25 protein-coding genes are annotated in these 24,989 nt (G+C 43.9%); 10 read left to right on the plus strand and 15 right to left on the minus strand.

Annotated features, from left to right (window positions below; genetic code table 11):
• Nucleotides 1-15: 15 nt before the first annotated feature.
• The 6 genes from CKK33_RS00835 to CKK33_RS00860 all read right to left on the minus strand — a co-directional run bounded on the left by CKK33_RS00835 (nucleotide 16) and on the right by CKK33_RS00860 (nucleotide 8,499).
• Nucleotides 16-2,340 carry a S9 family peptidase gene (locus CKK33_RS00835; RefSeq protein WP_095702282.1) on the minus strand — a complete coding sequence of 775 codons (2,325 nt, stop codon included), beginning with the start codon at nucleotides 2,338-2,340 and terminating at the stop codon, nucleotides 16-18.
• Between the two features lie 88 nt (nucleotides 2,341-2,428).
• Nucleotides 2,429-3,214 (minus strand): phosphatase PAP2 family protein, encoded by a 786-nt coding sequence (locus CKK33_RS00840; RefSeq protein ID WP_143822875.1) that lies wholly within the window; start codon nucleotides 3,212-3,214, stop codon nucleotides 2,429-2,431.
• A gap of 107 nt (nucleotides 3,215-3,321) precedes the next feature.
• Nucleotides 3,322-5,676 (minus strand): TonB-dependent receptor, encoded by a 2,355-nt coding sequence (locus CKK33_RS00845; protein ID WP_095702284.1) that lies wholly within the window; start codon nucleotides 5,674-5,676, stop codon nucleotides 3,322-3,324.
• A 126-nt stretch (nucleotides 5,677-5,802) separates the two neighbouring features.
• Nucleotides 5,803-6,168 (minus strand): hypothetical protein, encoded by a 366-nt coding sequence (locus tag CKK33_RS00850; protein WP_095702285.1) that lies wholly within the window; start codon nucleotides 6,166-6,168, stop codon nucleotides 5,803-5,805.
• Nucleotides 6,169-6,215: 47 nt separating this feature from the next.
• Nucleotides 6,216-7,535 carry an outer membrane protein assembly factor gene (locus CKK33_RS00855; RefSeq protein ID WP_233138120.1) on the minus strand — a complete coding sequence of 440 codons (1,320 nt, stop codon included), beginning with the start codon at nucleotides 7,533-7,535 and terminating at the stop codon, nucleotides 6,216-6,218.
• 169 nt (nucleotides 7,536-7,704) lie between these two features.
• The gene (locus CKK33_RS00860; protein WP_095702287.1) at nucleotides 7,705-8,499 is read right to left on the minus strand and encodes a hypothetical protein; all 795 of its coding nucleotides are present in this window, start codon (nucleotides 8,497-8,499) and stop codon (nucleotides 7,705-7,707) included.
• A gap of 214 nt (nucleotides 8,500-8,713) precedes the next feature.
• Between CKK33_RS00860 and CKK33_RS00865 the strand changes: the two genes are divergently transcribed.
• Nucleotides 8,714-9,730, plus strand: a complete 1,017-nt coding sequence (locus CKK33_RS00865; RefSeq protein ID WP_095702288.1) for a sensor histidine kinase — start codon at nucleotides 8,714-8,716, stop codon at nucleotides 9,728-9,730.
• Nucleotides 9,727-10,440, plus strand: a complete 714-nt coding sequence (locus tag CKK33_RS00870) for a LytTR family DNA-binding domain-containing protein (protein ID WP_095702289.1) — start codon at nucleotides 9,727-9,729, stop codon at nucleotides 10,438-10,440. The genes CKK33_RS00865 and CKK33_RS00870 overlap by 4 nt, the downstream gene beginning before the upstream one ends.
• 2 nt (nucleotides 10,441-10,442) lie before the next feature.
• Here the strand turns inward: CKK33_RS00870 and CKK33_RS00875 are convergent, their stop codons facing one another.
• From CKK33_RS00875 to CKK33_RS00895, 5 genes are read right to left on the minus strand one after another with little or no spacing between them, the layout of a single operon-like run.
• Nucleotides 10,443-11,462, minus strand: a complete 1,020-nt coding sequence (locus CKK33_RS00875; RefSeq protein ID WP_095702290.1) for an asparaginase — start codon at nucleotides 11,460-11,462, stop codon at nucleotides 10,443-10,445.
• Nucleotides 11,463-11,502: 40 nt separating this feature from the next.
• Entirely contained in the window at nucleotides 11,503-12,270 is a 768-nt protein-coding gene (locus CKK33_RS00880; RefSeq protein WP_095702291.1) for a TatD family hydrolase, read from the minus strand.
• Nucleotides 12,271-12,320: 50 nt separating this feature from the next.
• Entirely contained in the window at nucleotides 12,321-13,304 is a 984-nt protein-coding gene (locus CKK33_RS00885; RefSeq protein WP_095702292.1) for an FKBP-type peptidyl-prolyl cis-trans isomerase, read from the minus strand.
• A gap of 57 nt (nucleotides 13,305-13,361) precedes the next feature.
• Nucleotides 13,362-14,327 carry an FKBP-type peptidyl-prolyl cis-trans isomerase gene (locus CKK33_RS00890; protein ID WP_095702293.1) on the minus strand — a complete coding sequence of 322 codons (966 nt, stop codon included), beginning with the start codon at nucleotides 14,325-14,327 and terminating at the stop codon, nucleotides 13,362-13,364.
• A 14-nt stretch (nucleotides 14,328-14,341) separates the two neighbouring features.
• Nucleotides 14,342-15,352, minus strand: a complete 1,011-nt coding sequence (locus CKK33_RS00895) for a bifunctional oligoribonuclease/PAP phosphatase NrnA (RefSeq protein WP_095702294.1) — start codon at nucleotides 15,350-15,352, stop codon at nucleotides 14,342-14,344.
• A 124-nt stretch (nucleotides 15,353-15,476) separates the two neighbouring features.
• On the opposite strand from CKK33_RS00895, the gene CKK33_RS00900 reads away from it, so the two are divergent.
• Together CKK33_RS00900 and CKK33_RS00905 are read left to right on the plus strand one after the other, a co-directional pair.
• Nucleotides 15,477-15,896 (plus strand): nucleoside-diphosphate kinase, encoded by a 420-nt coding sequence (locus CKK33_RS00900; protein ID WP_095702295.1) that lies wholly within the window; start codon nucleotides 15,477-15,479, stop codon nucleotides 15,894-15,896.
• 121 nt (nucleotides 15,897-16,017) lie between these two features.
• Nucleotides 16,018-16,218: a hypothetical protein gene (locus tag CKK33_RS00905; RefSeq protein ID WP_095702296.1), complete on the plus strand. Its 201-nt coding sequence runs from the start codon at nucleotides 16,018-16,020 to the stop codon at nucleotides 16,216-16,218.
• A gap of 3 nt (nucleotides 16,219-16,221) precedes the next feature.
• Here CKK33_RS00905 and CKK33_RS00910 read toward each other — a convergent pair whose 3' ends face one another.
• The gene (locus CKK33_RS00910) at nucleotides 16,222-16,512 is read right to left on the minus strand and encodes a DUF721 domain-containing protein (RefSeq protein WP_095702297.1); all 291 of its coding nucleotides are present in this window, start codon (nucleotides 16,510-16,512) and stop codon (nucleotides 16,222-16,224) included.
• Nucleotides 16,505-17,605 (minus strand): DNA replication/repair protein RecF, encoded by a 1,101-nt coding sequence (locus CKK33_RS00915; protein WP_095702298.1) that lies wholly within the window; start codon nucleotides 17,603-17,605, stop codon nucleotides 16,505-16,507. Before CKK33_RS00915 ends, CKK33_RS00910 begins: the two co-directional genes overlap by 8 nt.
• A gap of 162 nt (nucleotides 17,606-17,767) precedes the next feature.
• Between CKK33_RS00915 and CKK33_RS00920 the strand changes: the two genes are divergently transcribed.
• The 5 genes from CKK33_RS00920 to CKK33_RS00940 all read left to right on the plus strand — a co-directional run bounded on the left by CKK33_RS00920 (nucleotide 17,768) and on the right by CKK33_RS00940 (nucleotide 21,167).
• The gene (locus tag CKK33_RS00920) at nucleotides 17,768-18,460 is read left to right on the plus strand and encodes an SIMPL domain-containing protein (protein WP_095702299.1); all 693 of its coding nucleotides are present in this window, start codon (nucleotides 17,768-17,770) and stop codon (nucleotides 18,458-18,460) included.
• Nucleotides 18,461-18,575: 115 nt separating this feature from the next.
• Nucleotides 18,576-18,824 carry a hypothetical protein gene (locus CKK33_RS00925; protein WP_095702300.1) on the plus strand — a complete coding sequence of 83 codons (249 nt, stop codon included), beginning with the start codon at nucleotides 18,576-18,578 and terminating at the stop codon, nucleotides 18,822-18,824.
• An 86-nt stretch (nucleotides 18,825-18,910) separates the two neighbouring features.
• A complete protein-coding gene (locus CKK33_RS00930; RefSeq protein WP_095702301.1) occupies nucleotides 18,911-19,324 on the plus strand; it encodes a hypothetical protein in 414 nt (137 codons plus the stop codon).
• Nucleotides 19,325-19,476: 152 nt separating this feature from the next.
• Nucleotides 19,477-20,610, plus strand: a complete 1,134-nt coding sequence (gene bshA, locus CKK33_RS00935; protein ID WP_095702302.1) for an N-acetyl-alpha-D-glucosaminyl L-malate synthase BshA — start codon at nucleotides 19,477-19,479, stop codon at nucleotides 20,608-20,610.
• Nucleotides 20,611-20,675: 65 nt separating this feature from the next.
• On the plus strand, nucleotides 20,676-21,167 hold the full coding sequence (locus CKK33_RS00940; RefSeq protein WP_233138121.1) for a hypothetical protein: 492 nt from the start codon (nucleotides 20,676-20,678) through the stop codon (nucleotides 21,165-21,167).
• A 76-nt stretch (nucleotides 21,168-21,243) separates the two neighbouring features.
• On the opposite strand, the gene CKK33_RS00945 is transcribed toward CKK33_RS00940, so the two are convergent.
• Together CKK33_RS00945 and CKK33_RS00950 are read right to left on the minus strand one after the other, a co-directional pair.
• Nucleotides 21,244-22,377 carry a lactonase family protein gene (locus CKK33_RS00945; protein WP_095702303.1) on the minus strand — a complete coding sequence of 378 codons (1,134 nt, stop codon included), beginning with the start codon at nucleotides 22,375-22,377 and terminating at the stop codon, nucleotides 21,244-21,246.
• Nucleotides 22,378-22,493: 116 nt separating this feature from the next.
• Nucleotides 22,494-23,816, minus strand: a complete 1,323-nt coding sequence (locus tag CKK33_RS00950) for a pseudouridine synthase (protein ID WP_095702304.1) — start codon at nucleotides 23,814-23,816, stop codon at nucleotides 22,494-22,496.
• 247 nt (nucleotides 23,817-24,063) lie between these two features.
• On the opposite strand from CKK33_RS00950, the gene CKK33_RS00955 reads away from it, so the two are divergent.
• Nucleotides 24,064-24,846 (plus strand): lytic transglycosylase domain-containing protein, encoded by a 783-nt coding sequence (locus tag CKK33_RS00955; protein WP_095705705.1) that lies wholly within the window; start codon nucleotides 24,064-24,066, stop codon nucleotides 24,844-24,846.
• Nucleotides 24,847-24,989: the final 143 nt, after the last annotated feature.

Genomic DNA, 24,989 nt, shown 5'->3' on the forward strand with positions numbered 1-24,989 from the left:
AGGGCGTTTCTTTTATTATTTTGATAGGCGCTTGCCCATCTGGTAATCGTAAGGCGGTTTAAGGCCCAAAAGGTTTTCTACAAAGTAATCCCAGCGGCGGCGCATCATGTAGGGCGAATACACACCGTAACCGTGCGCGCTATTAGGGAATATCACCAGGTCGAAGCTTTTGTTGGCTTTTTCCAGGGCTTCTACCACCAACAGGGTATTATAGGGCGGAACGTTATCGTCCATCATACCGTGTACCAGCATCAGTTTACCTTTCAGGTTCTTAGCCCAGGTTTGGTTGGCCTGCGCTTCATAGTCTGAGTTTTCAACCAAACCATTGTAGCGTTCGCCCCAATCGTCCTCATAGTTACGGTTATCGTGGTTGCCCGATTCTGAGATACCTACCTTAAAGAAATCAGGGTAGCGGAACATAGCCGTTGCCGTTGCAAAACCACCGCCCGAGTGCCCCCATATACCTACTTTAGTAGTATCTATAGGATATTTGGCTGATAGCTGCCTGATGGCTGTGATCTGATCCGGCAGGGTATTTTCGGCCATGTTACCATAGCTCATATCATGAAAGCTTTTTGAACGCAGCGGGTTGCTGGTACCCTCAATAGCTACTACAATAAAGCCCAGTTCGGCAAGTGCCTGGTTATCGTTACGTGATGGCCCAAAAGACCAGTTGCCTATACTCCCGCCCTGAGGACCAGGGTAGATATAATCAATCACCGGATATTTTTTACCGGCTTCCATTTTGGTTGGGGTAAAAACCAGGCCGTAAATATCGGTAGTGCCATCATGCGCTTTAACTTTTACAGGGATGGGCGCTTTCCAGCCGGTGGCAACCAGTTTTGATATATCTGCCTTCTCTAAGTTACTGATCAGTTTCCCGTTCAAATCACGCAATACGCTTACCTGCGGCACATCTGGCTGTGAGTAGGTATCTACAAAATATTGCTCATCGGGCGAAAAACTGATCACGTGGTTACCAGCCTCCGGCGTAAGCAGGGTTAGTCCTTTTCCGTTAAATCCTATTTTGTACAAATGCGCGAAGTAAGGGTTACCCGGTTCGCGGCCATCGGCCATAAAATAAAGTAAGCGCTTTTTCTCATCAACTTTAAGCAGTTTGGTAACTACCCAGTTGCCTTTAGTGATCTGGTTCTTTAACTTACCGGTTGTAGCATCGTACAAATACAGATGCCCCCAGTTATCGCGCTCAGAAAACCAGATAATTTCTTTTGAAGCAGGTAAGTAACGCCAGTTGATGGCACCCCAGCCCGATTCATATTGTGTTTTTACGGTTTCCTCAAATACATCACGCACAACGCCGGTTTGTGCATTGGCAATGCGGAACTTCTCGTTCTTATGATCTCTTGATGTAGAAACGAAGGCAAACTCGGTGCCATCGGCTTTCCAGTCGACATCATCCAGGTTGCCGCTGCTGGCAATATCATCGCTCAGGGTAGCGCGGTGCGGGTCAGGTGCTATGTTAAAACGTACCACCTTCGGATTCTCTACATCAATGATCACGCGCTCGATCATGGTGATGTCCTTATCTCCCGGCAGCGGATATTTCCATGCTTTTAAAGTTGGTTTGCCTACGTTGGTAGTCACCAAATACATATCGCTTGATTTGCGCTGATCCTGCTGAAAGGTGGCCACCTTTTTTGAATCAGGCGACCATGAAACTATGGGGCGGTCGCTGTGCGTCCAGCCGGCATTATCAGTGGCGTAGCCATAATCTTTAACGCCATCGGTAGTTAATTGGGTAGCGGCATTGGTAGCCACATCGCGTACCCACAGGTTGTAATCTTTAATAAAAACGGCTTTCTTCCCATCTGGCGACAATACTTCATTACCGCCGCCGCGCGCCGCACGCCCGCTAAGGCGTTCCGCTCTGCCTGTAGCATTGGCAGTAGTATCTGCGCTTACCTGGTTGGTTTTTTCATCATACATCCACTTCTTACCGTCAGCGGTAAAGGTAACATACCTGCCATCTGCACTATATCCAATCCTGTCGAAAGGGAGTTTATCACCATTATATGTTTTACCGGTGGCTGATGATAACGCGCCAGCCAGCTTGGATGCATCAAATGCTTTACTGCGGGTTTTCTTAGCAGGGTCTACCAGTACAAACTCAGGCCCATTGGCGGTATTTACCTTGTACCAGAATTTCCCGTTAGGCAGCCAATTGGCCGTAACGCCAGCCCGGTAAACCAAAGGCATGGTATTATAAGAAAGAAAGGACTCGGCATGCTCGTAATCTTTAGCTGTTAAAGCCCCGCCTTGTTGGGCTTTAACGCTTATACCAAGCGCAATAGCTGCAGTAGTTAATAAATATTTATTCATTATACGGTCTGATAGTTTAGACCTAACAAAGTAAGGAAAAATCTTACTTTATTGCAGTTACGCTTCGTATAATGATTGTTACAACCCGCTACAGTTGCTTTACAAAAGCAAAGCCCGCCACACCATTGGAGTAGGTGGGCATAATAAGACTGGTTTTATGTTCGTCTTTGCTTTTAAAAAGTTTGTTGCGGAACAGCGGATAAATAAGATATGCCGCCTTGGTAGATAATATACCGAAACCGGCCCCGGCTATAATATCACTAAACCAATGGTCGCGGTTGTAAACCCGTAAAATAGCGGTAGCGGTGGCAAAAGAGTAACCGGCGATACCATACCAGATAGATTTTTCGCTGTACTCCTGCGCCATAAATTCAGCCGCGGCAAAAGCATTACCCGAATGGCCCGACGGAAAAGAATAATAATTAGAACCGTCCGGACGTAAACGATGCGATATTTTTTTGATACTGAAAGTGCTTAAAGCCATAATGCCTTCAGACATACCAATGAGTATGGTACGGTCGATAAAGGTATTTTTGCCATGGATACCGGCCAGGTTTAACCCGTAAACCATTACAATTGGCGCATATTGAAAGTAGTTTTCAATATGATAATGAAAATTGGGCGAATCTTTTATCAGATCGTCATAAATGCTGTAATCCAGGTTACGGATAGCTTTTACCGGGAATGATAAAACGCCATAGGTGACAAATACCGCCGGCGGTATAAACGATTCCAGCTTACTATGCAACTTTCGAACAGTATCGGGCAGTGCCAGAATACTGGCTGAATCCACTTTGGCGGTATCTGTGCGTTGTGCCCTTACTTCGGTAAATGAACACCACAGCAATAACATTATGTATATAAACTTTCTCACGATTTAAATTTACAATATATTAATACATAATGTTTTGGTGAGGATGAAATAAAAAAGGAGGATCCTTGCGATCCTCCTTTTAAGATAACCAAATATGAAGTAAACTATTAGAACCTGTAGCTGATAGATAAACGATAGTTACGCGGCGCTTCTGCCTGGTAATAGTACGATTGCAGATAGGCATAATAAGACCCGCTGTATAAATATTTATTCAGGATATTGAAGGCGTTAGCTGTAATACGCATTTTGCTTCCCTCCCAGAATAAGCCACCATCCAGCTTAAAATAGTCGGCCATTTTAAGCGGTGCAGGCGCATCTGTTGTACGGTCGCCCAGGAAAGTGAAACCACCCGCTACCCCGGCGCCTTTTAAGCTACCTGCAAGCAGTTTATAGGTTAACCAGGCGTTAGCGGTATGCTTGGCAAATGAAGGTACGGTTACGTTGGGGACTACAGCGCGTGTTACTTTTGAATCAGTATAAGCATAGTTAGCCGTTACGTCAAAGCCGGGGGCTATCTCGCCACGTATATCAAACTCAATACCCTGGGCGCGTTTCTGGCCTAAAACAACGCTTAAACCTGCGTTAGGGTTAGCATTAGGGTCGGCTGTGATCTCATTATTTTTTAATATGCGGTAAACGGCTAAAGTAGTATTCCATTTGCCATCGGCCCAGTCTCTTTTTATACCAAACTCCAGGTTATTACCGGTAAGCGGTTTTACAGTACCCGTTGCCAGCCTGCCAACCTGAGGGGTAAAAGCCTGGTCATACAATCCATAAACGGCAGTTTGATCGTCTATTGACGCACTCAGGCCAATGCGAGGAGTAAAGTGCTTGGCTGTAGGCTCGGCACCACCATAGTTAGAGTTTTTAATATAAGTGTAACGCCCTGCCAGGGTTAAACGCAGTTTGTTTTCAAAAAAGCCCAGTTCATCCTGCACGTATAAACTACTGTAATTGCTTGCAATATTCCCAAACCCTGCCGCGGCGCGCGCCTCAAGGTTAAGGCTGCGGTCAAAAGTAGGATAGCCGTTTGGCGGCACACCCAGGTTAGGGTTACGCGGGTCAAACATCTGGTTTTTGTTGTCTAACTGCCGCGACTGGTTATAATCGGCGTTGTAAACTTTATTGCCTAAATCTATACCCGCCAAAATTTTATGTACCACCGAGCCGGTAACCACTTTACCGTTTAAGAACGCCTGCCCTAATGACATGGTACTTTTAGCATCCCAAATACCTACGCTACGGATATATCTTCCATCGCGGCCCACACTATCGGCCCACATAGAATAGCCGTTTTGGCCATAATAATAGTAGGCTGCTTGTGCGGTAAGTTTCCAGTTGTCACTCAACTGCGTTTGCATATTCAGTGTAACGCTATGGTCGTTGATATTGGTTGGTGGCAAGCCTGAGGGTAAAGCCGTAAAGCTTTGCGGATATTGCGCATAACCATTAGGGCTAAATACATAGTACGAACCTACGTTAGACATGTTGGCACGCTGGTAAACATACTCTGCGGTGAGCTTGGTTTTATCATCAACCTGGTACGATACTACAGGTGCTACCACATAACGGTTGTTAAACTCATTGGCACGGAAAGAACCTTTGTTTTGCCCCGAAAGATTTAAACGATAAAGCAGCTTGCCATCATTACTTAATTTACCATCCAGGTCAAGCGTAGCACGGTTTAGGTTATAGCTGCCGGTGGTATAGCTAAATTCGCCTTTGGTTTGGCCCGTAGGCTTTTTGGTTACCACGTTGTATAAACCGCTTGGATCGCCGCTGGAAAGCATAAAGCCTGCCGGGCCTTTTACAAATTCAATATGGTCAACAAAGCTCATATCTTCGGTAAGCGGCCCCCAAAAGGAATTTACTACGTTAAAACCATTCCTGAAAGCCTGCACCTGCGAACCACGCATATTAATATTAGTATAAAGATCGCCCCAATGCTCCAGCCTAAAGGCGCCGCTCACGTTTCTTACCAGGCCATCGCTCATACTGATGATCTGCTGTTCTTTTAAAGACTGGCTGGATACCACCTGAATATTTTGTGGAACCTGCAGCAGAGGCTCCTGCAAACGAAGCGACTGTGATGGGTTATCCATTTTAACGCTGTTGCTGCGCGCGTTGATCATTACCTCTTTTAATTGCGAGGTACTGAGGTCAAGATTAAAATTAATGCTGGTATTTTGCCCGGCGACTACAGTTACATCTTTTTCGCGCGGCGCCATGCCGATAGCTGAAACCACTGCCGTGTAAGTGCCGGGATTTACTCTTGTAATGCGATAGTGGCCCTTATCTGTTGTTGAAGCGCCATACGATGTACCTTTTAAAGCCACAGTTACATACGCTACCGGGCTACCATCAGTAGCGGTTATTATACCGCTTATGCTGCCATGTTGTTGCTGCGCAAATGCGGCAGCGGCTATTAATATTGCTGAGAGGAGGGATAAAATTTTCTTCATGCCTTATTTTGAATGATTCTAAACAGCGGCAAAGAAACATCAAAATAAGATGAATGTCAATAGTTATTTGTAATTAATCTAAATAAAATCAAAGTAGGTTATAACCCCGCGTTGTTTATTTAAAAATCAATCATGCGGCCCGCTAACAAAATTAAACTCCTTTTCAGCGTCAAATGGTACGTATACACGTCGCCATGGGTCGTTGCCACGCATTTTCCATATATGCCCGGTGCCGGTAGTATCCATGGCTACCAGTACCTCGCCGGGGTTAAGTGTAAAAGTTTCGCCGGTATGGGTAGTAAAATCAAGTACGCCTGCAAGGCAAATAACATATTGGTTGGTGGGCGCGGTATGCCAATCAAGAAACGAATGCGGAGCGGTTTCTTTAAAACTGATGCTGTTAGCATCATACGCAACCGCGTCTGTTAAATGACCGGTTTGCACGTGGGAATGGCCGTCTTCGCCGGTAGTAAGTAGATAAGCTCTGATCATGTTGGGTTTGTTAATTATCCGTTGGCTAAAGCCAACGGCAATGATTATTAAAAAGCCTCGTTCAGCCCCAAAAATAAACCATGAGCGCCATATTTACCCCATGCATAATCTATACACAGGTTGGTACGGGTAGCTTTATTAAATAACACCCGCAAGCCTGCGCCACCGCCAGGTTGCCAAACACTAAATAGCTTGGTGCCCAAATCATCATTTGCAGTTTGAAGGCTAAAAAAGGTAACGCCACTTAAAAATTTATTCCGGAGGATAGGGAATCTATACTCTACCTCCGTATCCATGTATTGGGTACCTTTGAAGTACGTTACGGTATAGCCCCTGCCGCTCCTGAAGTTAGGGTCGCGGCCAGTACCTGGTAGCTCGAGGTAAGGCAAAGCGCCGCCTACTACAAACGTACTCCAGTTCCAGAAAGCGAGCACATGCTCGGGATGGCTCGACGATAGACTGAAATACTTACGAAAATCTGTTGTAATGATGGCCGCATTGCGTGTACTGCCCAGCCATGTTTGGTTAAGCCTTATGCCGGCATCAACGTACATGCCTTTGTAAGCACGATTCTGGTTATCGCGGGTAGTGTATTGGATATTAGCCAGGAAACCATTAGCCGCGTAATGGTCATTATCGAAACCATTACGGGCATTGTAAATACGATAAGGTGTCAGCACAGAATCGGCGTTGAATTTATCATATATCTTACGCCGTATATCAAATGATACCCCGGCGCCTACAAATAAGCCTTTGTCTATCTGCTTATATACCTTTTCACGAAAGCTGTAGTACTGCGCGTTTAATACATAAGGTTTACGCCCCGGGTTACTCAGCACCAGGTTTTCGGTAGTGCTGTTATCGGCGTTACCTATGCCAATGCCAAAGTCGGGTGTTACGGTTTTAGCTGCTACCAGGCTACCCTGAAAATTCCACTTATTGCCCGGTGTATAAACGTTATGGGTAAGGTAAAAATAAATTATATTTTTTGTGGTGATGGATGCCGAAGTAGCCGCTACGGAAAGTAAAGTATTAGGATCACTACCCAATACTTTTCCCGCCACGGCCTTAATACCTATTTGTGTACCAATACTGGGGTTAGATGCCAGGTTGGGGATGATGGTAATACCAGATGATTTCTTTTTTACGCTATCAGCCTTTTTATGAGGGTGAAGAATGGCTTTTACCAGGTCGCCAAAATCATACTGTCCGGCGGTGTTGTCCGGCTTAATTATCTTTTTGCCTTGCTTTCCCAGCGAATCAGCCTTTACCGTATCTGCGGGTGTAACCTGGGCATAACCCTTATTCCCTGCTATTAAAAACAGGATAATACAACAGCTTAAAAAATATCTGAAAACTTTATCCAAAATAGTATATGTTGATGAGCTGTTATTAACAACTTATCCTGCATAAAGTTAGCTGCAATTTTATTTTAGACATTATCCCGACAAACAGGTAAAATTTATCGGCGATAATTATCCTATTCAGCAACAACCAACTACATCTTGGTTTGGTTTATAGCCAAACACCTGCTCGTTATAAAGCAGGTGTTAACATGGGCATTTTTACCTTGTAACGATAACCGCCGGGCAAGGCGTCTTCTTCTTTTAAAAACTCATGGCCTTTTTTACTCAGCCAAAATGTTTGTGTAAAACGGGTGCCCGCGTGTTCGCCTTCGTTTACCAGCTTCCAGCAATCAACCTTATGCCCGTCATAAGTAGTTAACACTTCGCTGCCCGTTACCTTGTATAAAACATATTCGGGTTTGCCGAAACCGGCATCGTAAAAATTAATGGCAAAACTTTTTCCGGCGGCAAGCGGCAGCATCTCAAATGTTTCAATATCCAGGTTCCAGTTAAAACATGGCTCGTTAAAATCCATCTTAAAATCTTTTTTGGTGTTATTGGCTACTGTATCAGTGCCTGTTATAGACATGGTGCCCCAATTGTAGGCTACCTTTTTACCGTTAATCGTTTCTGAATGATATATGGCAGAAAAATCGCTCATACGATTTAATGAGTAGCCGGTACGATAGCTAATGGTATCGCTGCCGTACCAATGCTGGGTAGTGGCAAACACCTTTTCGTTATTGCGCGTGATGATCTGTGTGTTTCTGAGCCATAGCCAAAACCGTAATACTTTAGGGTTTCTGTCCGTTTTAAAATATACCATGTACTGCCTAAGTCCCGGTTTAAGGCTGGATGTATTTAAACGATGATCCTTAAGCCTGATGGTATCTACCTTTTGGGCGAATGAAGAAACTGGCCGGGCCGCTAAAAATAGAGTACCAATAATTAACAATAACGAAGTGGTGAGTGATCTGTACAACATAATGATATGGATTAATGATGTACAAAGCTGCATGGAGCAGCCTTCTTTCGCATATTCCGTTCAATACTTTCCTGCTTATTTTTAATTGGCACTGGCCGTATTTCAATAATCGCCGTGACTGTGTTATAAGGCTGATTTTTAGTGATCGGTTGAAAAAATAGCACGGATCGTTTAAAAGCGCCTTTGAAATATAAAAAGCTTAGTACTTTTAAAGATGACTGTAAAGTTTAAACCCTCCTTAGTGCAGATGCAGTGGTTAGTGTGGGTAGTGATCTACCTCATGCTATTCCTATCGCTTACCGCTATGGATGGCGTTTTCCAGGCCGCGGTATACGCGCTGCTGAACACTGCTTTTTACGCTGCCATTATTTACGGCAATATTTCATGGCTCTTTCCCAGGCTGTATCAAAAGGGGAGCATTGTATGGTATGTGCTTTCTGTTATTGCGTTTTTACTGGCCGTAGGATTAATAAGGGCTGTGTTAACAGTAAATATTTACAACGCTCTTTTTGCCGCCAAGCCCGAACCCATGAGCATGAAGGCTATCACCAGCTTTGTATTGGGCGGCATAACGGTCTTCTTCTTCAGCTTTGCTTTTCGCCTGGCACTGGCATACTTTACGCTGAAAGAACAAGCTGCTAAGGCCATGGCGCAAAAGGCCAGCGCGGAGCTGGACCTGCTTAAATCACAAGTGCAACCTCATTTTTTATTTAATACACTCAACAACATTTACTACGAAGCATACATGGAAGCCCCGCGTACAGCCGCCCTGATTGAGCGACTGGCAGATGTTATGCGGTATTTTGTTGACGAAAGCCCGAAAAGCCTTGTAAGCCTGAACACCGAGGTGCAATTCATAGAAAACTATATAGCGCTGGAGAAAATAAGAATACGGTATGCTTTAAATATTTCATTTGAAAAGCAATACAGCCCAAACCTAAGCATCCCCCCTATGCTACTGATGACATTTGCGGAAAATGTTTTCAAACATGGCATTGATAAAAGCAGCAACGACAATAGGGTGTCTTTATCGCTAACAGAAAGTAACGGGCGTTTGATATACACCGTAAGTAACACGATGCCACAACAGGAGATACCCAGCCTTAAAAGTGGATTGGGTATAGCTAATCTGGAAAAACGCTTAGCCATTTTGTATAGTAACAATTTCGAGTTGCATACATCAAACAACGGCGAAGTATTTACAGCTACACTTAACATCCCGCTGGCATGAGTTTGAAGTATATTATTGTTGATGATGAACCAAACGCGGTTAACCTTTTAGAAGTTTTGCTTGGCCAGGTAACTGACTGGCAACTGCTTGGCAAGTGCTATAACGGTATAGAAGCGCTGGAAATGTTAAAGCATCACAAGGCCGATCTGATCTTCCTGGATATTAATATGCCCCACCTCACCGGTATAGAATTAGCCGGACTGCTGCCACCCGAAATCAAAATTGTATTTACTACCGCTTACTCCGACTACGCGGCGGAAAGTTATACCTTCCAAACAATTGATTATTTACTTAAGCCTATCACCCTAAAGCGTGTTTTAGCAGCCAAACAAAAAATAGAAGCGGCTTTTGCCAAAGCTATGCCGATTGCTCCCAAACAGGAAACAGGGCCCGAAGCCAACTATTTTTTTGTAAAATCGGGGAAAACTATACGTAACATCCTGCTGGATGATGTGCTGTACTTTGAAGGCGAAAAGGAATATGTAAGGCTGGTTACACCTACAGAACAATTGCTTATTTATCGCCGCCTAAAGGATATTGAAGAACAGCTATCCCAGCCTTTTATGCGTGTACACCATTCGTACATCGTAAATACCCGCCTTATTACCAAAGTGCAGGATAATCATATTTATATAGGTGATAAACAAATACCCATTAGCACCAAGTTCCGTGACGACTTTATGGCGCTAATAAAAAAGCGGATGTTTTGAGATTAAGACTCTGTCAGTTCGCCGCGGAGGTCTTTCTCCAGACAACGCCGTACCTCGATAGGGTCATTGATCTCTCCAAGCAGATACATCATTTTGGTAACAGCCGCCTCAAAGGTCATGTCATAACCGCTGGCAACGCCAATATCTTTTAACTGCTTGCTGGTTTCGTACCGGCCAAGTTCAACCGTGCCCACCTTGCATTGCGAAATATCCAGGATAACCTTACCGGCATCAATAGCGTTTTTAAGCAGGTCAACAAACCATTGGTCGGTAGTAGTATTACCGGCGCCAAAGGTTTCCATCACAATACCGCGTACATCGGCGCCTAAAATTGTTTCTACCACTTTAGGGCTGATACCCGGGTACAATTTAAGCACGGCCACATCGCTTACCAGATGGTTATGTATCTTCAACGGGCCTTCTCCCGGCTGCCTGATATCATTTGGGCTAAAGCGTAAATGCACACCCGACTCGGCCAGTATAGGATAATTAGGCGAGCGGAACGCCTCAAATTTTGATGAATTGTATTTGAACGCCCGGTTTCCCCTGAAAAGCTTGTAATCAAAATAGATACATACTTCAGGTACCCGCGAACGGTCGTTCTTTTTAGCTTTCGCTATCTCAATGGCTGTCATCAGGTTTTCCTTCGCATCGGTACGTACCGCGCTTATGGGCAACTGCGAACCGGTGAAAACCACTGCCTTGTTCAAGTTTTGCAGCATGAAGCTCAGGGCTGATGCTGTAAAGGCCATGGTATCCGAACCGTGTAAAATAACAAAGCCGTCCACCTCATTATAATTAGCCTCAATAAGTGATGCCAGCTCGCCCCATATCTCGGGGTTCATGTTAGATGAGTCGATAATATGCTCGAAAGAGTGCACCTTAATTTTACAATTAAGTTTCTCCAACTCAGGCACATTATCCATTATCTGCTCAAAATTAATGGGAACTAATGCTTTGGAAACAGGGTCGCTCATCATACCTATTGTCCCTCCGGTATAGATGATCAAAATCTGGCTCATGTAGTAGGATTACTGGTGTTACAGCGTCAAATATAATTATTTAAATGCCAAAAACGGCCCTTGAGTTACGTGTTGTTACCTCGGCTACCTCTTCTATAAATAAGTTTTTAATGTCCGCTACCTTCTGCGCTACGTAAATAAGGTAGGCGCTCTCATTGGGTTTCCCCCTGTAAGGCACAGGTGTAAGGTATGGCGAATCGGTTTCCAAAACAATGTGTTTCAGGTCGATATCCGCGACTACCTTGTCCAAACCGGCATTTTTGTAGGTAACCACACCACCAATACCCAAATAAAAACCCAGGCCGGTAATTTTTAGCGCCTGTTCTGTTGTGCCTGAGAAACAATGAAAAATACCGCGGAGATTATCGTCTTTTTCTTCCTGCAATACCTGGTATACCTCATCAAACGCGTCGCGACAATGGATTACTATGGGCAGGTTAAGTGTTTTAGCCCATTTGATCTGCAGCTTAAAGGCCTGTATCTGCTCGTTAATAAAGGTTTTATCCCAATACAGGTCAATACCTATCTCGCCTATGGCATAAACCGGGTGGCGGTGCAGCGCGGGTTGTATGACGGCCAGTTCTTCTTCCCACGTTTCCTTTACGGAGCAGGGATGCAGGCCCAGCATGGCATAACAATTATCCGGGTAGGCGGTGATCAGATCAGACATTAACGGCACCGAGGCAACATCCACATTAGGCAGGAATAAACGTTCTACACCATTTTGCAGGCATCGTTGCATCATTTCCGCCCGTTTAGCGGCATCTGTTTCATAATAAAGATGGGTATGCGTATCTGTTAGTACCATGGTGCAAAAATAACAAAGCCTTCCATGAGGGAAGGCTTTGCTGTGTCATTTTAATTTTTCTTTCTGGTAGCGGTACGCTTTCTGGTGGTTGCTTTCTTTTTAGTTGCTTTAGTAACAGGCGCGTGTTTTACCCGCACTACCTTTACCAACTCAACATCAAATATCAGCGGTGAGTATGGCTGGATATCCTGCCCGGCGCCGCGCTCGCCATAAGCCAGTTTTGAAGGTATGAGGAAAGTTGCCTTTGAACCTTCGTTCAGCAGCAATAAACCTTCATCCCAACCTGGTATCACCCGCCCTGAACCCAGCGCAAAGCTGATAGGCTCATAGGTACGGCCTGGCTGCTGTAGGCCGCCTGCTTTGGCATCCGCTTCAATGCTGCTGTCAAATACTTTTCCATCCAGAGTGCGGCCGGTGTAGTTAACGTATACCGTATCGCCATTTAAAGGCTTAGGCTTGATACCCTTGCTTTTAATAACATATTTTAAGCCCGACGTGGTAGTAACCGGCGCAAGCTTATTGGTGGCGATATATTTGTTCAGGTTTTCCGCTTCGGCAAGTTTAAGCTTTTCGGCCTCGACTTTCAATTTAGCCATGGCCGCGTTGCGTTCTGCCATAGCTTCTTCCAGCGTTTGCGCCTTTAATATTTTAATGTTAAAAAACACATTGCCGCCTTTAGTGAAGATAGCCGGCATTTCGGTTTCGTGGCCTTTGAAAATCGAGTCGACAGGTACCTTTACAAAGGCGCTATCGTTTACGCTCATCAACTGGAAAATATCCATCAGGTCGGCAGGGTTGCTGCTTGCCCTTATCTGCGCTTTTACCGGCTGGCCTTGTTTATAGGTACTAAATAATATTGAATCCTTATCGGTTTTTTGTACCGCCTGGAAGCTGATCACATCATTCACTGCCAGTTTGCGGCCCGGTTGGGCAGGAAAAATTTGGTACTCTACGCCATGAGCTGCTTTTTTTAACTGAGCCGATGCGCTAACTGCCGTTAAGGCAAAAATTATGGTATAAAGGGTCTTTTTCATGATCACATAAAAAAGCCCCCCGGCAAAAGCCGGGAGGCTATGTATACATTTATAATATTATCTGGCCTGTGGCATCATCATTGGCTGTGGCCTCTTAGGTGCATTAGGATCAGTTTTTATAATATTTACTATCTCGATATCAAAAGTAAGCGGAGCAAATGACGGGATAATACCGTTGCCTATACCCTGCTCGCCATAACCTAATTCTGATGGGATAACAAAAGTAGCTTTCGCGCCCTTGTTAAGCAATAACAAGCCTTCATCCCAGCCGCGTATCACGCTGCCCTCGCCTACTTTTACTTTAATAGGTTTGTACTCGCGGCGGGCATCATAGGTTTTAGCCTGTTTAGCATCTTCTTTAATGCTGCTGTCAAATACTTTACCGTTAAGCAACCTGCCGGTGTAATTAATTACGGCAGTATCGCCTGCAACGATATTAGGGCCCGAACCCGGCTTGGTGATCTGGTACTCTAAACCTGAAGCAGTTTTAGTTACATTCAGTTTTTTATCAGCAACAAATTTTTGCATTTCTGCAGGCTCTTTTTTAGCAGCGGCTTCTTTTAAAGCTTTGAAATAATCGCTGATGTGCGCCTGGAAAACCGGATCGGTAGTGCTGCCTCTTGGTATTACTTTTTCAACCTTAATTTCGTAAACGATGTATTTACCTTTAAAGCCCGGAGGTTTAGGAGCGCCTTTTTTAAACATCGAATCAATGTTCACTTTAATAGTAGCGCTATCGCCTTCGCTTAACATTGGGAATATAGAAGTAATATCACCTTTATTTGGCGATTTTTGATATACCAATGGTGCAGGCCTGCCCAGGTCATAGGTGCTGCCGATCACTGAATCCGCTTCGTTTTTTAGGATCAGGTTGATGCTGGCAAAGTCGCCGGGTTTAATGTTAGGTCCTGATTTATCAGTACGGATATTGTAAAGCAAACCGCCATCGGCCTGTTTAAAACCGCTTTTGCAGCCCGCAAATCCTAAAGCGGCAACAGCCATGATCATTAAGTTCTTTCTCATGTTTTGTTTAAATGTTATTGTATTAATAGTTTTTTATATTCGGGTAGTATCAATTTCAATTGGGCAACGGTATCATCCAATGATTTATCGGAATGGCCGCCGGCCGCGTTTCTGTGGCCGCCACCATTAAAGTATTTTTTACAGATCTCATTAGCCGGGAACTCCCCTTTTGAGCGCAGCGACAGCTTTACCCTGTCAGTACGTTCAACCACAAAAGCGGCAAGGCGCACGCTGGCGATAGATAAAGCGTAATTTACAATCCCTTCCGTATCGCCGGTATTAACATCAAATCGTTGCAGATCTGCTTTATTAACAGAAATGATAGCGGTATTGTACTCGGGCAAAATCTCCAGGCAGTTGGCCAGGCAGTGGCCCAAAAACTTAAGCCTGTTTTCTGACGCGCTGTTGTAAACCAGTTCATGAATGCGCGAGTTGTTGGCGCCGGCGTCAATAAGATCGGCCACAATGCGGTGTACCGCAGATGTAGTATTAGGTAAGCGGAATGATGCCGAATCCGTCATGATACCGGTGTATAAACAAGTAGCCACATCTTTATTGATCAAAGCCTTGTTGTTAAGCTGATCGGTGATAAAGGTGTACACCAGTTGCGCGGCCGCGCAGGCATTTATATCCCAGTGGCGGTAATCGTCAAAATCTTCGGGTTCCAGGTGGTGGTCTATCATCACCTTGTAAGCGCTGCTTTTACGTACTTCTTCGCCCAGCTCGTTTATACGGCTCAGTGAATTAAAATCAAGGCAAAAAACCATCTCCGCTTCGGCAACCAGCCGAGCAGACAGTTCCTGGTTGGCAGTGTAAATGATCACCTCTCCATTTCCGGGCATCCAGCTCAGGAAATCCGGGTAGTCTGTAGGCGTTATTACATGCGTGTGGTGCCCCTGCTGTATGAGATAGTTATATAAACCCAACGAAGAGCCCATAGCATCCCCATCCGGTTTATGGTGGGTAGTGATCACTATTCTGCGTGGCTGGGATAAAAAATCTGTAAGCGAGGCTAAATCCAACATCAAATATTAAAGCTTTGCAAAGCTAAATAAATTAATGATATACACATACAGTATTTTAAGGCGCAGGTTTTAAGTTTCAGTTATAAAACGCTAATTTTGCGCCTCTTAATTAAAGCACATTATAATGGCAACCAACAGAACTTTTACCATGATAAAGCCGGATGCAGTTGCAAACGGCCACATAGGCGCAATTATTGACCAGATCACTAAAGCCGGTTTCAAAATTGTAGCCCTTAAATATACCGCTCTTACCCCTGAAAAAGCCGGTGAGTTTTACGCGGTACACAAAGAGCGCGGCTTTTACAACGACCTGGTTACCTTTATGTCATCAGGCCCGATAGTAGCGGCTATTCTTGAAAAAGAAAACGCTATTGAAGATTTTCGCAAGCTGATAGGTGCAACCGACCCAACTAAAGCCGAAGAAGGCACTATCCGTAACCGTTTCGCTAAATCAATTGACGCTAACGCTATACACGGTTCAGACTCTGACGAGAACGCCGCTATTGAAGGTAATTTCTTCTTTTCAGCTTTCGAGCGTTTCTAAGATTGTAAAACAAAAAAAACAGGCCGCAAGAAAATAACGGCCTGTTTTTTTGCTTTATACATAAACTTGTCTATCTTTACAAAACACAGATAATCTGTGTTTTAATCATCCTCAAAAAGCCATGAAAACTGTATTCAAGTACATTATCTACGCCATCATCATCATCGGCATTGTAGTGGCTTCAATGGATGTTTTCAGAAATCACCCCGAAGCACAATTCGCTTTTATTTTCCCGGGAATATTCCTGCTCGCTTTTTCTCAGATCATGGATGACAGTATGCGTAAGGTTGGCCATCGCCTGCGTTACTCGCGCGGCAGGTAACTTCTATAAAAAGATAATTTCCTCTATCAGCACTGCCTTCGCCTCGTCATTTATTTTTTGAATGATCTGGCTGCGCATCATTACCAGCTCGTTTTTTATTACTGACGACTCAATCCGTACAAAAAGCTTTCTATCTCTTATAAAAATCTCACTCGTACGGTTAGCTACACTTTTACCCACAAATTCTGGCCAGGCCGCAATAACATGGGTTTCGTCATAACGGCGCTTAATTTTATACACGTTAAGCATTTGCTCAATGGCTTCTTTAAGCGATTTATCGTTGGCCTTACGCATTAATATTTCCCTCCGTTACCTTAAATATTTTAACGTTTACATTTATCTTATTAAATATGCCCTGCACGCGCTCCATGCTGGTATCGGTGATCAGCACCTGCCCAAAATCGTTATTAGATACCATTTGCATCAGCTTGGTAACACGGCTATCGTCCAGCTTATCAAAAATATCGTCAAGCAGCAGCAACGGTTTAAAGCCCTTTTGCTGATCCAGGAAGGTATATTGCGCCAGCTTAAGGGCAATTAAAAAAGATTTTTGCTGCCCCTGTGAACCAAACTTTTTCATCGACATACCATGTATATTAAATTGCAGGTCATCCCGGTGGACGCCCAGCGTGGTACGCTCCATGATACGGTCGCGCTCTGTATTCCTTTTTAGCAGCGCCCCGAAACCCTCGTTCAACAAAGGCGATTCATAAGCCAATTCAACTTGTTCCGCGCCATCGCTTATAAACTGGTAATGCCGGTTAAATATGGGCGTAAAGGCCTCCATAAAAGCACGGCGCTTTTCAAATATCCTGGTGCCCGATGCTGCCAGCTGTTCATCAAAAATGCTCAGCAATTCAAGGTCATAACGGCCGGTATCGGCAATTTGCTTAAGCAGGCTGTTACGATTGGCTAAAACCTTATTATAAACAATCACCTCGTCCAGGTACCTGGCATCCGTTTGTGATATCACATTATCTATAAACTTGCGGCGCTCTTCGCTCCCCTCAATAATAATACTGATATCATAAGGCGATATCATTACGAGGGGCAAAAAACCTATATGGTCAGCCAAGCGCTGGTAGTCCTTTTTGTTTCGCTTAAATTGCTTCTTTTGGTTACGTTTAAGTCCGCAGGCTACAACCTCCTTATTGCCGTTCTTCTCAAAAACCCCATTGATCATAAAAAAGTCGGCCCCTTGTTTGATCTGCTGGCTATCAATAGGGTTAAAATAGCTCTTGCAAAGAGACAGGTAATGCACGGCGTCGAGCAAGTTGGTTTTACCAGCCCCATTATTGCCTATAAATGCGTTCACCCCTTCGGCAAGCGAAATTTCAGCTTCATTATAGTTTTTAAAATTGATGAATGAGAGTTGCTGCAGATACATAGTAACAAAGCAAATTTACGCTTTTTAATCGGTAACAGCATTAAGGCAATGCATCATGCCGCAAACACAAACTATGGTTTTTAAGTTATCCGAATATTATTTTCAATTGTTACAAATTAAACTTTGTTACCGTAATACCATCACATAATAAAACTAAGTACTATGAAAAAATTATTTCTATTAGCCGCCATTCTTGTTACCACCGCGGGTGCTTTCGCGCAAACTGCCGACCTGCGTCGTAAGATAGAGGTTACCGGCATTGCCGAACAGGAAGTTACCCCCGATATTATTAACGTAAGCATCGCGCTTAAAGAATACATGAATGGGAAGACCAAAGTAACCATTACTCAACTGGAACAACAACTGGAAAAGGCCGTTGCCGAAGCAGGTATACCGAAAGAGGATTTCACTATCAATAGCCTTTCATCGTGGAACTATGCTACCGAGAAAAAAAAGAACCCCGATTTTTTAGCAAGTAAACAATACGGCATCAAATTCAGGGATCTGAACAAGTTTAACCAGCTTATCAGCAAGATCGATCCGAAAGGCATACAGTCTACCAATATCGACAGCTACGATTATTCGAAGATAAACGAATTAAAAAACAAGCTTAAACTGCAGGCCCTGCTATCAGCACGTGATAAAGCCACCTTCCTGGTGAACGGCCTTGGCGATAAACTGGGCAGCGCCTTAAGCATCACAGAAAGCGATAACAGCAATTTCCCGCAGCCGCGTACGGTGATGTACATGGCCAAAGCTAATATGGCCGCAGACAGCGCCGTGCCTGAATCTGATATTGACGTTCGTAAAATTAAACTGAGCTTCCAGATCAACGCCGTGTTTGAAATAAAATAACCACCTCCTTATAAATTGCAGAACGGCAGGCTTAATAAATCTGCCGTTTTCTTTTATACAAACATTTAAAAATCGCGGGCGTTGTTATTTTAGTGTACATTTAATTATTACCAAAATGAAAGCATTGAAATTTATAGCAGCAATACTGCTCATATCGGCATCATTAACCGCGTGTGGCGACCGCAGCAAGGCCACCCTTGGCGGCACCCAGGATACTGTAGCTAAAGCAGGTACCGGTGACCCTAACAACACTCATGCTAATGACTCAACGAAAACCGACAGCATGAACAAAGTAAACAAAGGAAACGCTCAACCCGAAGGCCACAGCGGCGTAGATACCGCTTATGAAAGGCCGGTGCATTAAGGATAACTATTTGGTTATTAATACGTATTAAGGTTGATATTGTAAAGTTTACCTTTTAACTTTGCAGTACCCCAAATTAATTGACCATGATACGTTCACGTTCCAAAAAAGTACTTTTGGTAGCGCCCGATAGCTTTCCCTCCCGGCTATTGGACCAATATGAAAACGTGAACCATATTTCGGCTGTGACAGCTATATTCCCGTCTATACATGAGTTTAAACCAGATGTGATCCTGTTTGACCATGCCCATATGAACGAACATATGGAAAGGGTATTACGCAGGCTGCGTTCAAACGTGTTTTATAAAAACATCAGGATATGCTGCTACAAACACACCGAAAGTGTGCGCAACGATGCCACGCTTAAGGTACTGGGCGTACATCACATGATCTATCATGATGACCTGCAAAAGGTATCAAAAAGTAAACATGCTTTAAACGCCATCAACCAGATTATTGATACTTCCCTGCTTAAATGGCTGGATGGTGTGGGCAATTAAATACGCGTTGCTTTCTATCAATCATTTTACATCCCTGTAACACATTTATAATAAATAGCTGTTAAACTTGCATGCTTTTTGGCATAATTGTTTACCGCTTATTAACAGCTTGTTAGCCAATAATCCCAGACTGCTTAAATCTATCAGCATCTATGAAAATAGGAATTGTTTGTTATCCTACCTTTGGCGGCAGCGGCGTTGTAGCTACAGAACTGGGTAAAGCTCTTGCCGACAGGGGCCATCAAATACATTTTGTTACTTACAACCAACCTGCCAGGCTCGATTTTTTTTCGGAGAACCTGTATTACCATGAGGTTTCTGTAGCGCAATACCCTTTGTTTGATTATCCCCCATATGAAATAGCGCTGGCAAGCCGGCTGGTAGATGTGATAAGGTTTGAAAAGCTGGATATTTTGCACGTACATTACGCCATTCCGCACGCGTCAGCGGCGTTTATGGCTAAACAGATACTGGCTACCTATGGCATCAGCATCCCGGTAATTACTACGCTGCATGGTACCGATATTACACTTGTAGGGCAGGATAATACCCTTAAACCGGTGGTTACGTTTTCTATCAACAAGTCTGACGGGGTTACAGCGGTATCAGAGCACCTTAAGGCTGATACCTATAAATATTTTAAGATTGAGAAAGATATACGCGTTATCCCCAACTTTATTGACATGAACCGCTTTAGCCTTAAACCTAAAGATCATTTCAAAAAAGCGATAGCGCCCAACGGAGAAAAGATACTGGTACACACCTCTAACTTCCGTAAAGTTAAACGCACGGAAGACGTAATAAAGATGTTTGCCAAAGTGATTGAACAGATCCCGGCGAAATTGCTGATGGTAGGCGATGGCGGCGAACGCTCGGCCTGCGAAAAGCTAAGCCGTACTTTGGGCATAAGCGAGCATGTGCGCTTTTTAGGGAAACAGGATGCCATTGAAGAAATATTATCTGTTGCCGATCTGTTCCTGATGCCATCCGTATCGGAAAGCTTTGGCTTGGCCGCCTTAGAGGCGATGGCCTGTAAAGTGCCAGTAATAAGCAGTAACGCCGGTGGCCTGCCCGAACTTAATATTGATGGTGTTACCGGTTACCTGTTAAATGTTGGTGATGTGGACGCGATGGCCGAGAAAGCCGTATATATCCTTGAAGACGAAGAACGCCTTGCACAGTTTAAAGAAAACGCCCTTGAGCGTGCCAAGCAAATGGAGCTAAGTAATATTATGCCGGTGTATGAAAGCTATTACGAAGAAATTATTGCAAATAGTAAGCTATAAATAATAACTTTTTGGCTTGATTTATGTTTATGCAATTATATTAAACATATTATCATATATAAGTTATGAAAAAAATATTCCAAACAGCAGTTGCTATATTAGCCGTATCCTTTATTTTTTCGGCCTGCTCATCCACCCAAAACACTCAAACAGGTGGTACATCCGCTATGAACGTGTCCCGGGGTAAATTTGTAGGCACCTGGGTTTGTAATAGCGTAAGCTATAACGGCCTTCTTCCGGGTGCAGTTCAAAATGTTTTTGACCAGGCGCCTCCGGCAGCGTTTGAAGGCAGTACCTGGAAGCTTACCAATAGCGGTAACGGCATGTATTCGCTAACCAACGGCCAGTCACAAACTATTTTTTGGTCGGTATACAACGGTAATGGTGCCACACAATTCCAGTTCAAAAAAATATACCAGGGCGATAAAGCAAAAAACGTTCAGGAGGGGTATCGCTTAAACGTTGGCGCCATGACTGGCACCAACATGACCTTGTTATCACCTGTACCAGTAGGCAACGGCATCGGCTACATTGTATATACTTTTACCAAACAATAATAAGAGCTTAATTTTAGCCAGCAAAAAGCCCGGAGCGCATAAACGTTCCGGGCTTTTTCATTTAACGTGAACCTCGTTACTCTGCCGATGCGAATTTGAGGCAAACCGGATTGCCAATTTCTGCACGGCTAACTACCTGCATAATTCTACCTGTTTCAGGGTCAAGCTTAAATACAATAATGCTGTCAGAATTTTGGTGGGCCACTAAAAGAAACCTTCCGGTTGGGTCTATCACAAAATTACGCGGCCCTTTGCCACCCGATGGTTGCCTTTGAAGAAAGGTAAGTTCACCGTTTTCCTGGTTAATAGAGAAAACAGTAATATCATTGGCATCGCCTCTGTTGCTGGCATACAAAAATTTGCCATTGGGCGAAATATGGATATCCGCGGCGCCGGTTTGGCCGGTAAAGCCATCAGGCAGCAGGGTTATTTCCTGGCGTTGCTTTAATTTACCATTATCGTAATCAAATAATATGACTGAGCTACCCATTTCTGTAATGAGGTACAGGTATTTCTTGTCATTAGAAAAAACAAGGTGACGCGGACCATCGCCCGGCTTAACCTTTACAAATGGCGGGTTGGCAGGCATTATCGGGTTATCTTTACCCCCTTTATATTTAGTGATATTTACTTTGTCTGTCCCCAGGTCGGTATAGAGCACGTATTTTTCATCGGGCGATAAAACAGCCGTATGTACGTGCGCCTTCTCCTGGCGGTCTTTGTTTGGTCCATGCCCATCATCACGAATGGTTATTACCGCCTGTTCAATAGACCCATCCTTTTTTAATGGCAACACGGCGATATTACCACCTGAGTAATTAGCTACAAACAGGTTTTTTTGATCCTTATCAACCGAAATATAACAAGGCGCCCCACCCATGGTAGACTGCTTATTAATAAAGTCAAGTTTGCCTGTTTTGGGTTCGAAATGAAACGCGCTTACTTCGCCCTGATCATTCTCGTTTACGGCATACACAAATTTATTGTTGTTTGACACTGTGAGATAAGAAGGATTGCTTACTCCATCAATTTGATTGAGGTAAGCCAGCCTGCCGCTCTCGGTATAAAAACGGTAAACACTTATCCCTTTGCTTGTACCGCTGGTGTACGTACCCACAACAAGATCATATGACTTTGGCCCCATATTCTTTTTCTGAGCAAAAATTAGCCCAGGAGCAAGTGCCAAAACAGTTAACAGTACTTTTTTCATAGATGCCTTTATTTAAAATGCCGTTTAATTAATGCAAGGTACTAAAATGCGGTTATTAATTTTAACCTGCAGAAATCCCTATAAATAATTAAAGCGCCCATTAGGCGCTTTAATTATTATACTAAATGTTTTAACTGTATTATTTCCTTTTCTTCCAGGAATCTCCAACGGCCCCTCGGGAGATCTTTTTTAGTAAGATTGGCGTAAACCGATCTATCCAGCTTTACTACCTCGTAGCCCAGCGATTCGAATATGCGGCGAACAATACGGTTTTTACCACTATGTATTTGTATACCTACTTCGCGCTTGCTGCCACCTGTAACGTACGATATACTGTCAGGCTTAATAAAGCCATCTTCCAGTTCAAGGCCGAACGATATTTTATTCAAATCGCCCTGGGTAAGGCTCTTATTCAACTCCACATTGTAAAGCTTAACAATATTATTACGTGGGTGCGAAAGTTTGTCGGCCAATTCACCATCATTGGTCATCAGCAATAAACCGGTGGTGTTCCTGTCCAAACGGCCAACGGGGTAAATGCGTTCGCGGCTTGCTTTTTCTACCAGGTGCATCACGGTACGGCGCTCCTGCGGATCATCAGTAGTAGTGATGTAATCTTTAGGCTTGTTCAAAAGCACATACACCATTTTCTCACGTTTAAGCGGCTCGCCATTATAACGTACCACATCCTTAAACGGATCAACCTTGTAACCCAATTCTGATACCACCTCACCGTTCACGCTGATCACACCTGCTTCTATCAGTTCGTCCGCTTTACGGCGGCTGCAAATGCCGGCGTTAGCGATGTAACGGTTCAGCCTCATCAGGCCATCATCCTTAGCTTTCGCAGCAGGGGCGTTTTTACGGCCACGCATGGTTCTTGATGCACCTTCGCTTTTATCGCTAAAGTCCCTATCCTCACGTTTCCTGTAGCCCGATGTTGTGCTTTTAAAATCTTTTTTACCGGTGCTGTTGGTGTAACCACCACGGTTTTCGCCAAAAGAGCGGCGTTCGCCAGTTTGGGGCTTGTCACCGAATGGCTTGCTTTTACCAAATCCTTTTTTGCCACCGGCTTGTTCGCCGTAGCTACCGCGATTGGTACGTACACCCTCGGCATTACGTGTACCATAAGGGCGCTCGCTACTTTCAGGTTTCCCGCTGTAGGGCTTCCCTTTTGGTGCAAACGATCTTCTGTCGCCTGATGACGATGCATCAAAGCTTTTCCCCTGTTCGTTATCTCCGAACGAGGCTTTGCGAGAAAATGGTTTTGGATTGGTTGAAGTTTGCCTTCTGTCGCCGTAAGGCTTTTTACCTGCATCACGACTTCCATAGGGAGCGGAAGAAGAGGTTTTTTTGTTGTTATCGGCACCACTTTTCGAGTGTCCCTGTTGCCTGTTTGGCCTGTCTTCGCGACTACCGGCTGGTCTTTTAAATACCATAATTTTTTGTTTAGCGCTTTCGCAGCGTGAGGGGCAAAATTACGATTTTTAAGCCAATTATCAGCCCAAAAAAACTTTTTTTTAACTAAAGCAAAAACGGCGTTTAAAGCACTTTAAACGCCGTTTTTTAGACTATTTTAAAATTCTCAAAACACTAAGCACCCACTAAGTGTTTGATAGTCTGCTTCATATAACGTACCTTTGTGCCCACATTTACCCAATGTTTTAATTAATGGATAAAAAAGAAATGAGAAAAAAACACTTAATTACGTGCTCCGTAATCGTAGTGATGGTTATCATTTCCGCACTAAACATTTTCAGTACAACACCGGTAGTTCCGGCAGTAAAACACATTAGTTTTATTCCTTCTTCCATCCTGTTCAGCAAGCCCGTTGAGATGGTTGAGGATGCTTACAATTTTGCTGACGAAGCACTACCGCTTGACGACAAAAAAGTAGATTTTAAATTAAAAAAATCAATAGCCAAGCACAAATTCAGAAACATTCAATCAAATGTACTGCATGCTAAGGCCGATAAACTCTTTCCAATTATCGAGCCAATTCTTAAAGCGTATGGTATACCTGATGATTTTAAGTTTGTGCCACTGGTTGAATCGGGTTTACGCGAAGGTACATCACCTAAAGGCGCACGGGGCATATGGCAGTTTATGCCAGGCACCGCACGTACTTACGGCCTAAAAGTTAACCGCCGTACGGACGAACGCCTCAACCTGCGTAAATCAACCGTGGCGGCCTGCAGGTATATTAAAGACCTGTACAACGAGTTTAACAGCTGGACGCTGGCTGCAGCCGCTTACAACAACGGTTCTATTAAACTGGAACGCGCAATTAACAGGCAAAATGAGGATAATTACTTCCGTATGAGCCTTAACCGCGAAACAGGATCGTACGTTTACAAGCTTATTGCCATGAAGGAAATCATCAATAAGCCAGAGAAATATGGCTATAAAAACTTTTATAGCTATAACCAAAAACCACTGCCCTTTTTGGCGGCAGCATACAACAATTAAGTAATTGTATAAATTACGGAGCACATTAAAACAAAAGGCCCCTGCCAGTTGGCGGGGGCCTTTTGTTTTTTACCGATATCCCGGTTATAAAGATGGAATATGTGTTTAAGCGACAAAGCTTTTGTTTAAAAGCAAATGGGGCA

The sequence above is a fragment of the Mucilaginibacter sp. MD40 genome, assembly GCF_002288635.1.
Lineage (GTDB): Bacteria > Bacteroidota > Bacteroidia > Sphingobacteriales > Sphingobacteriaceae > Mucilaginibacter.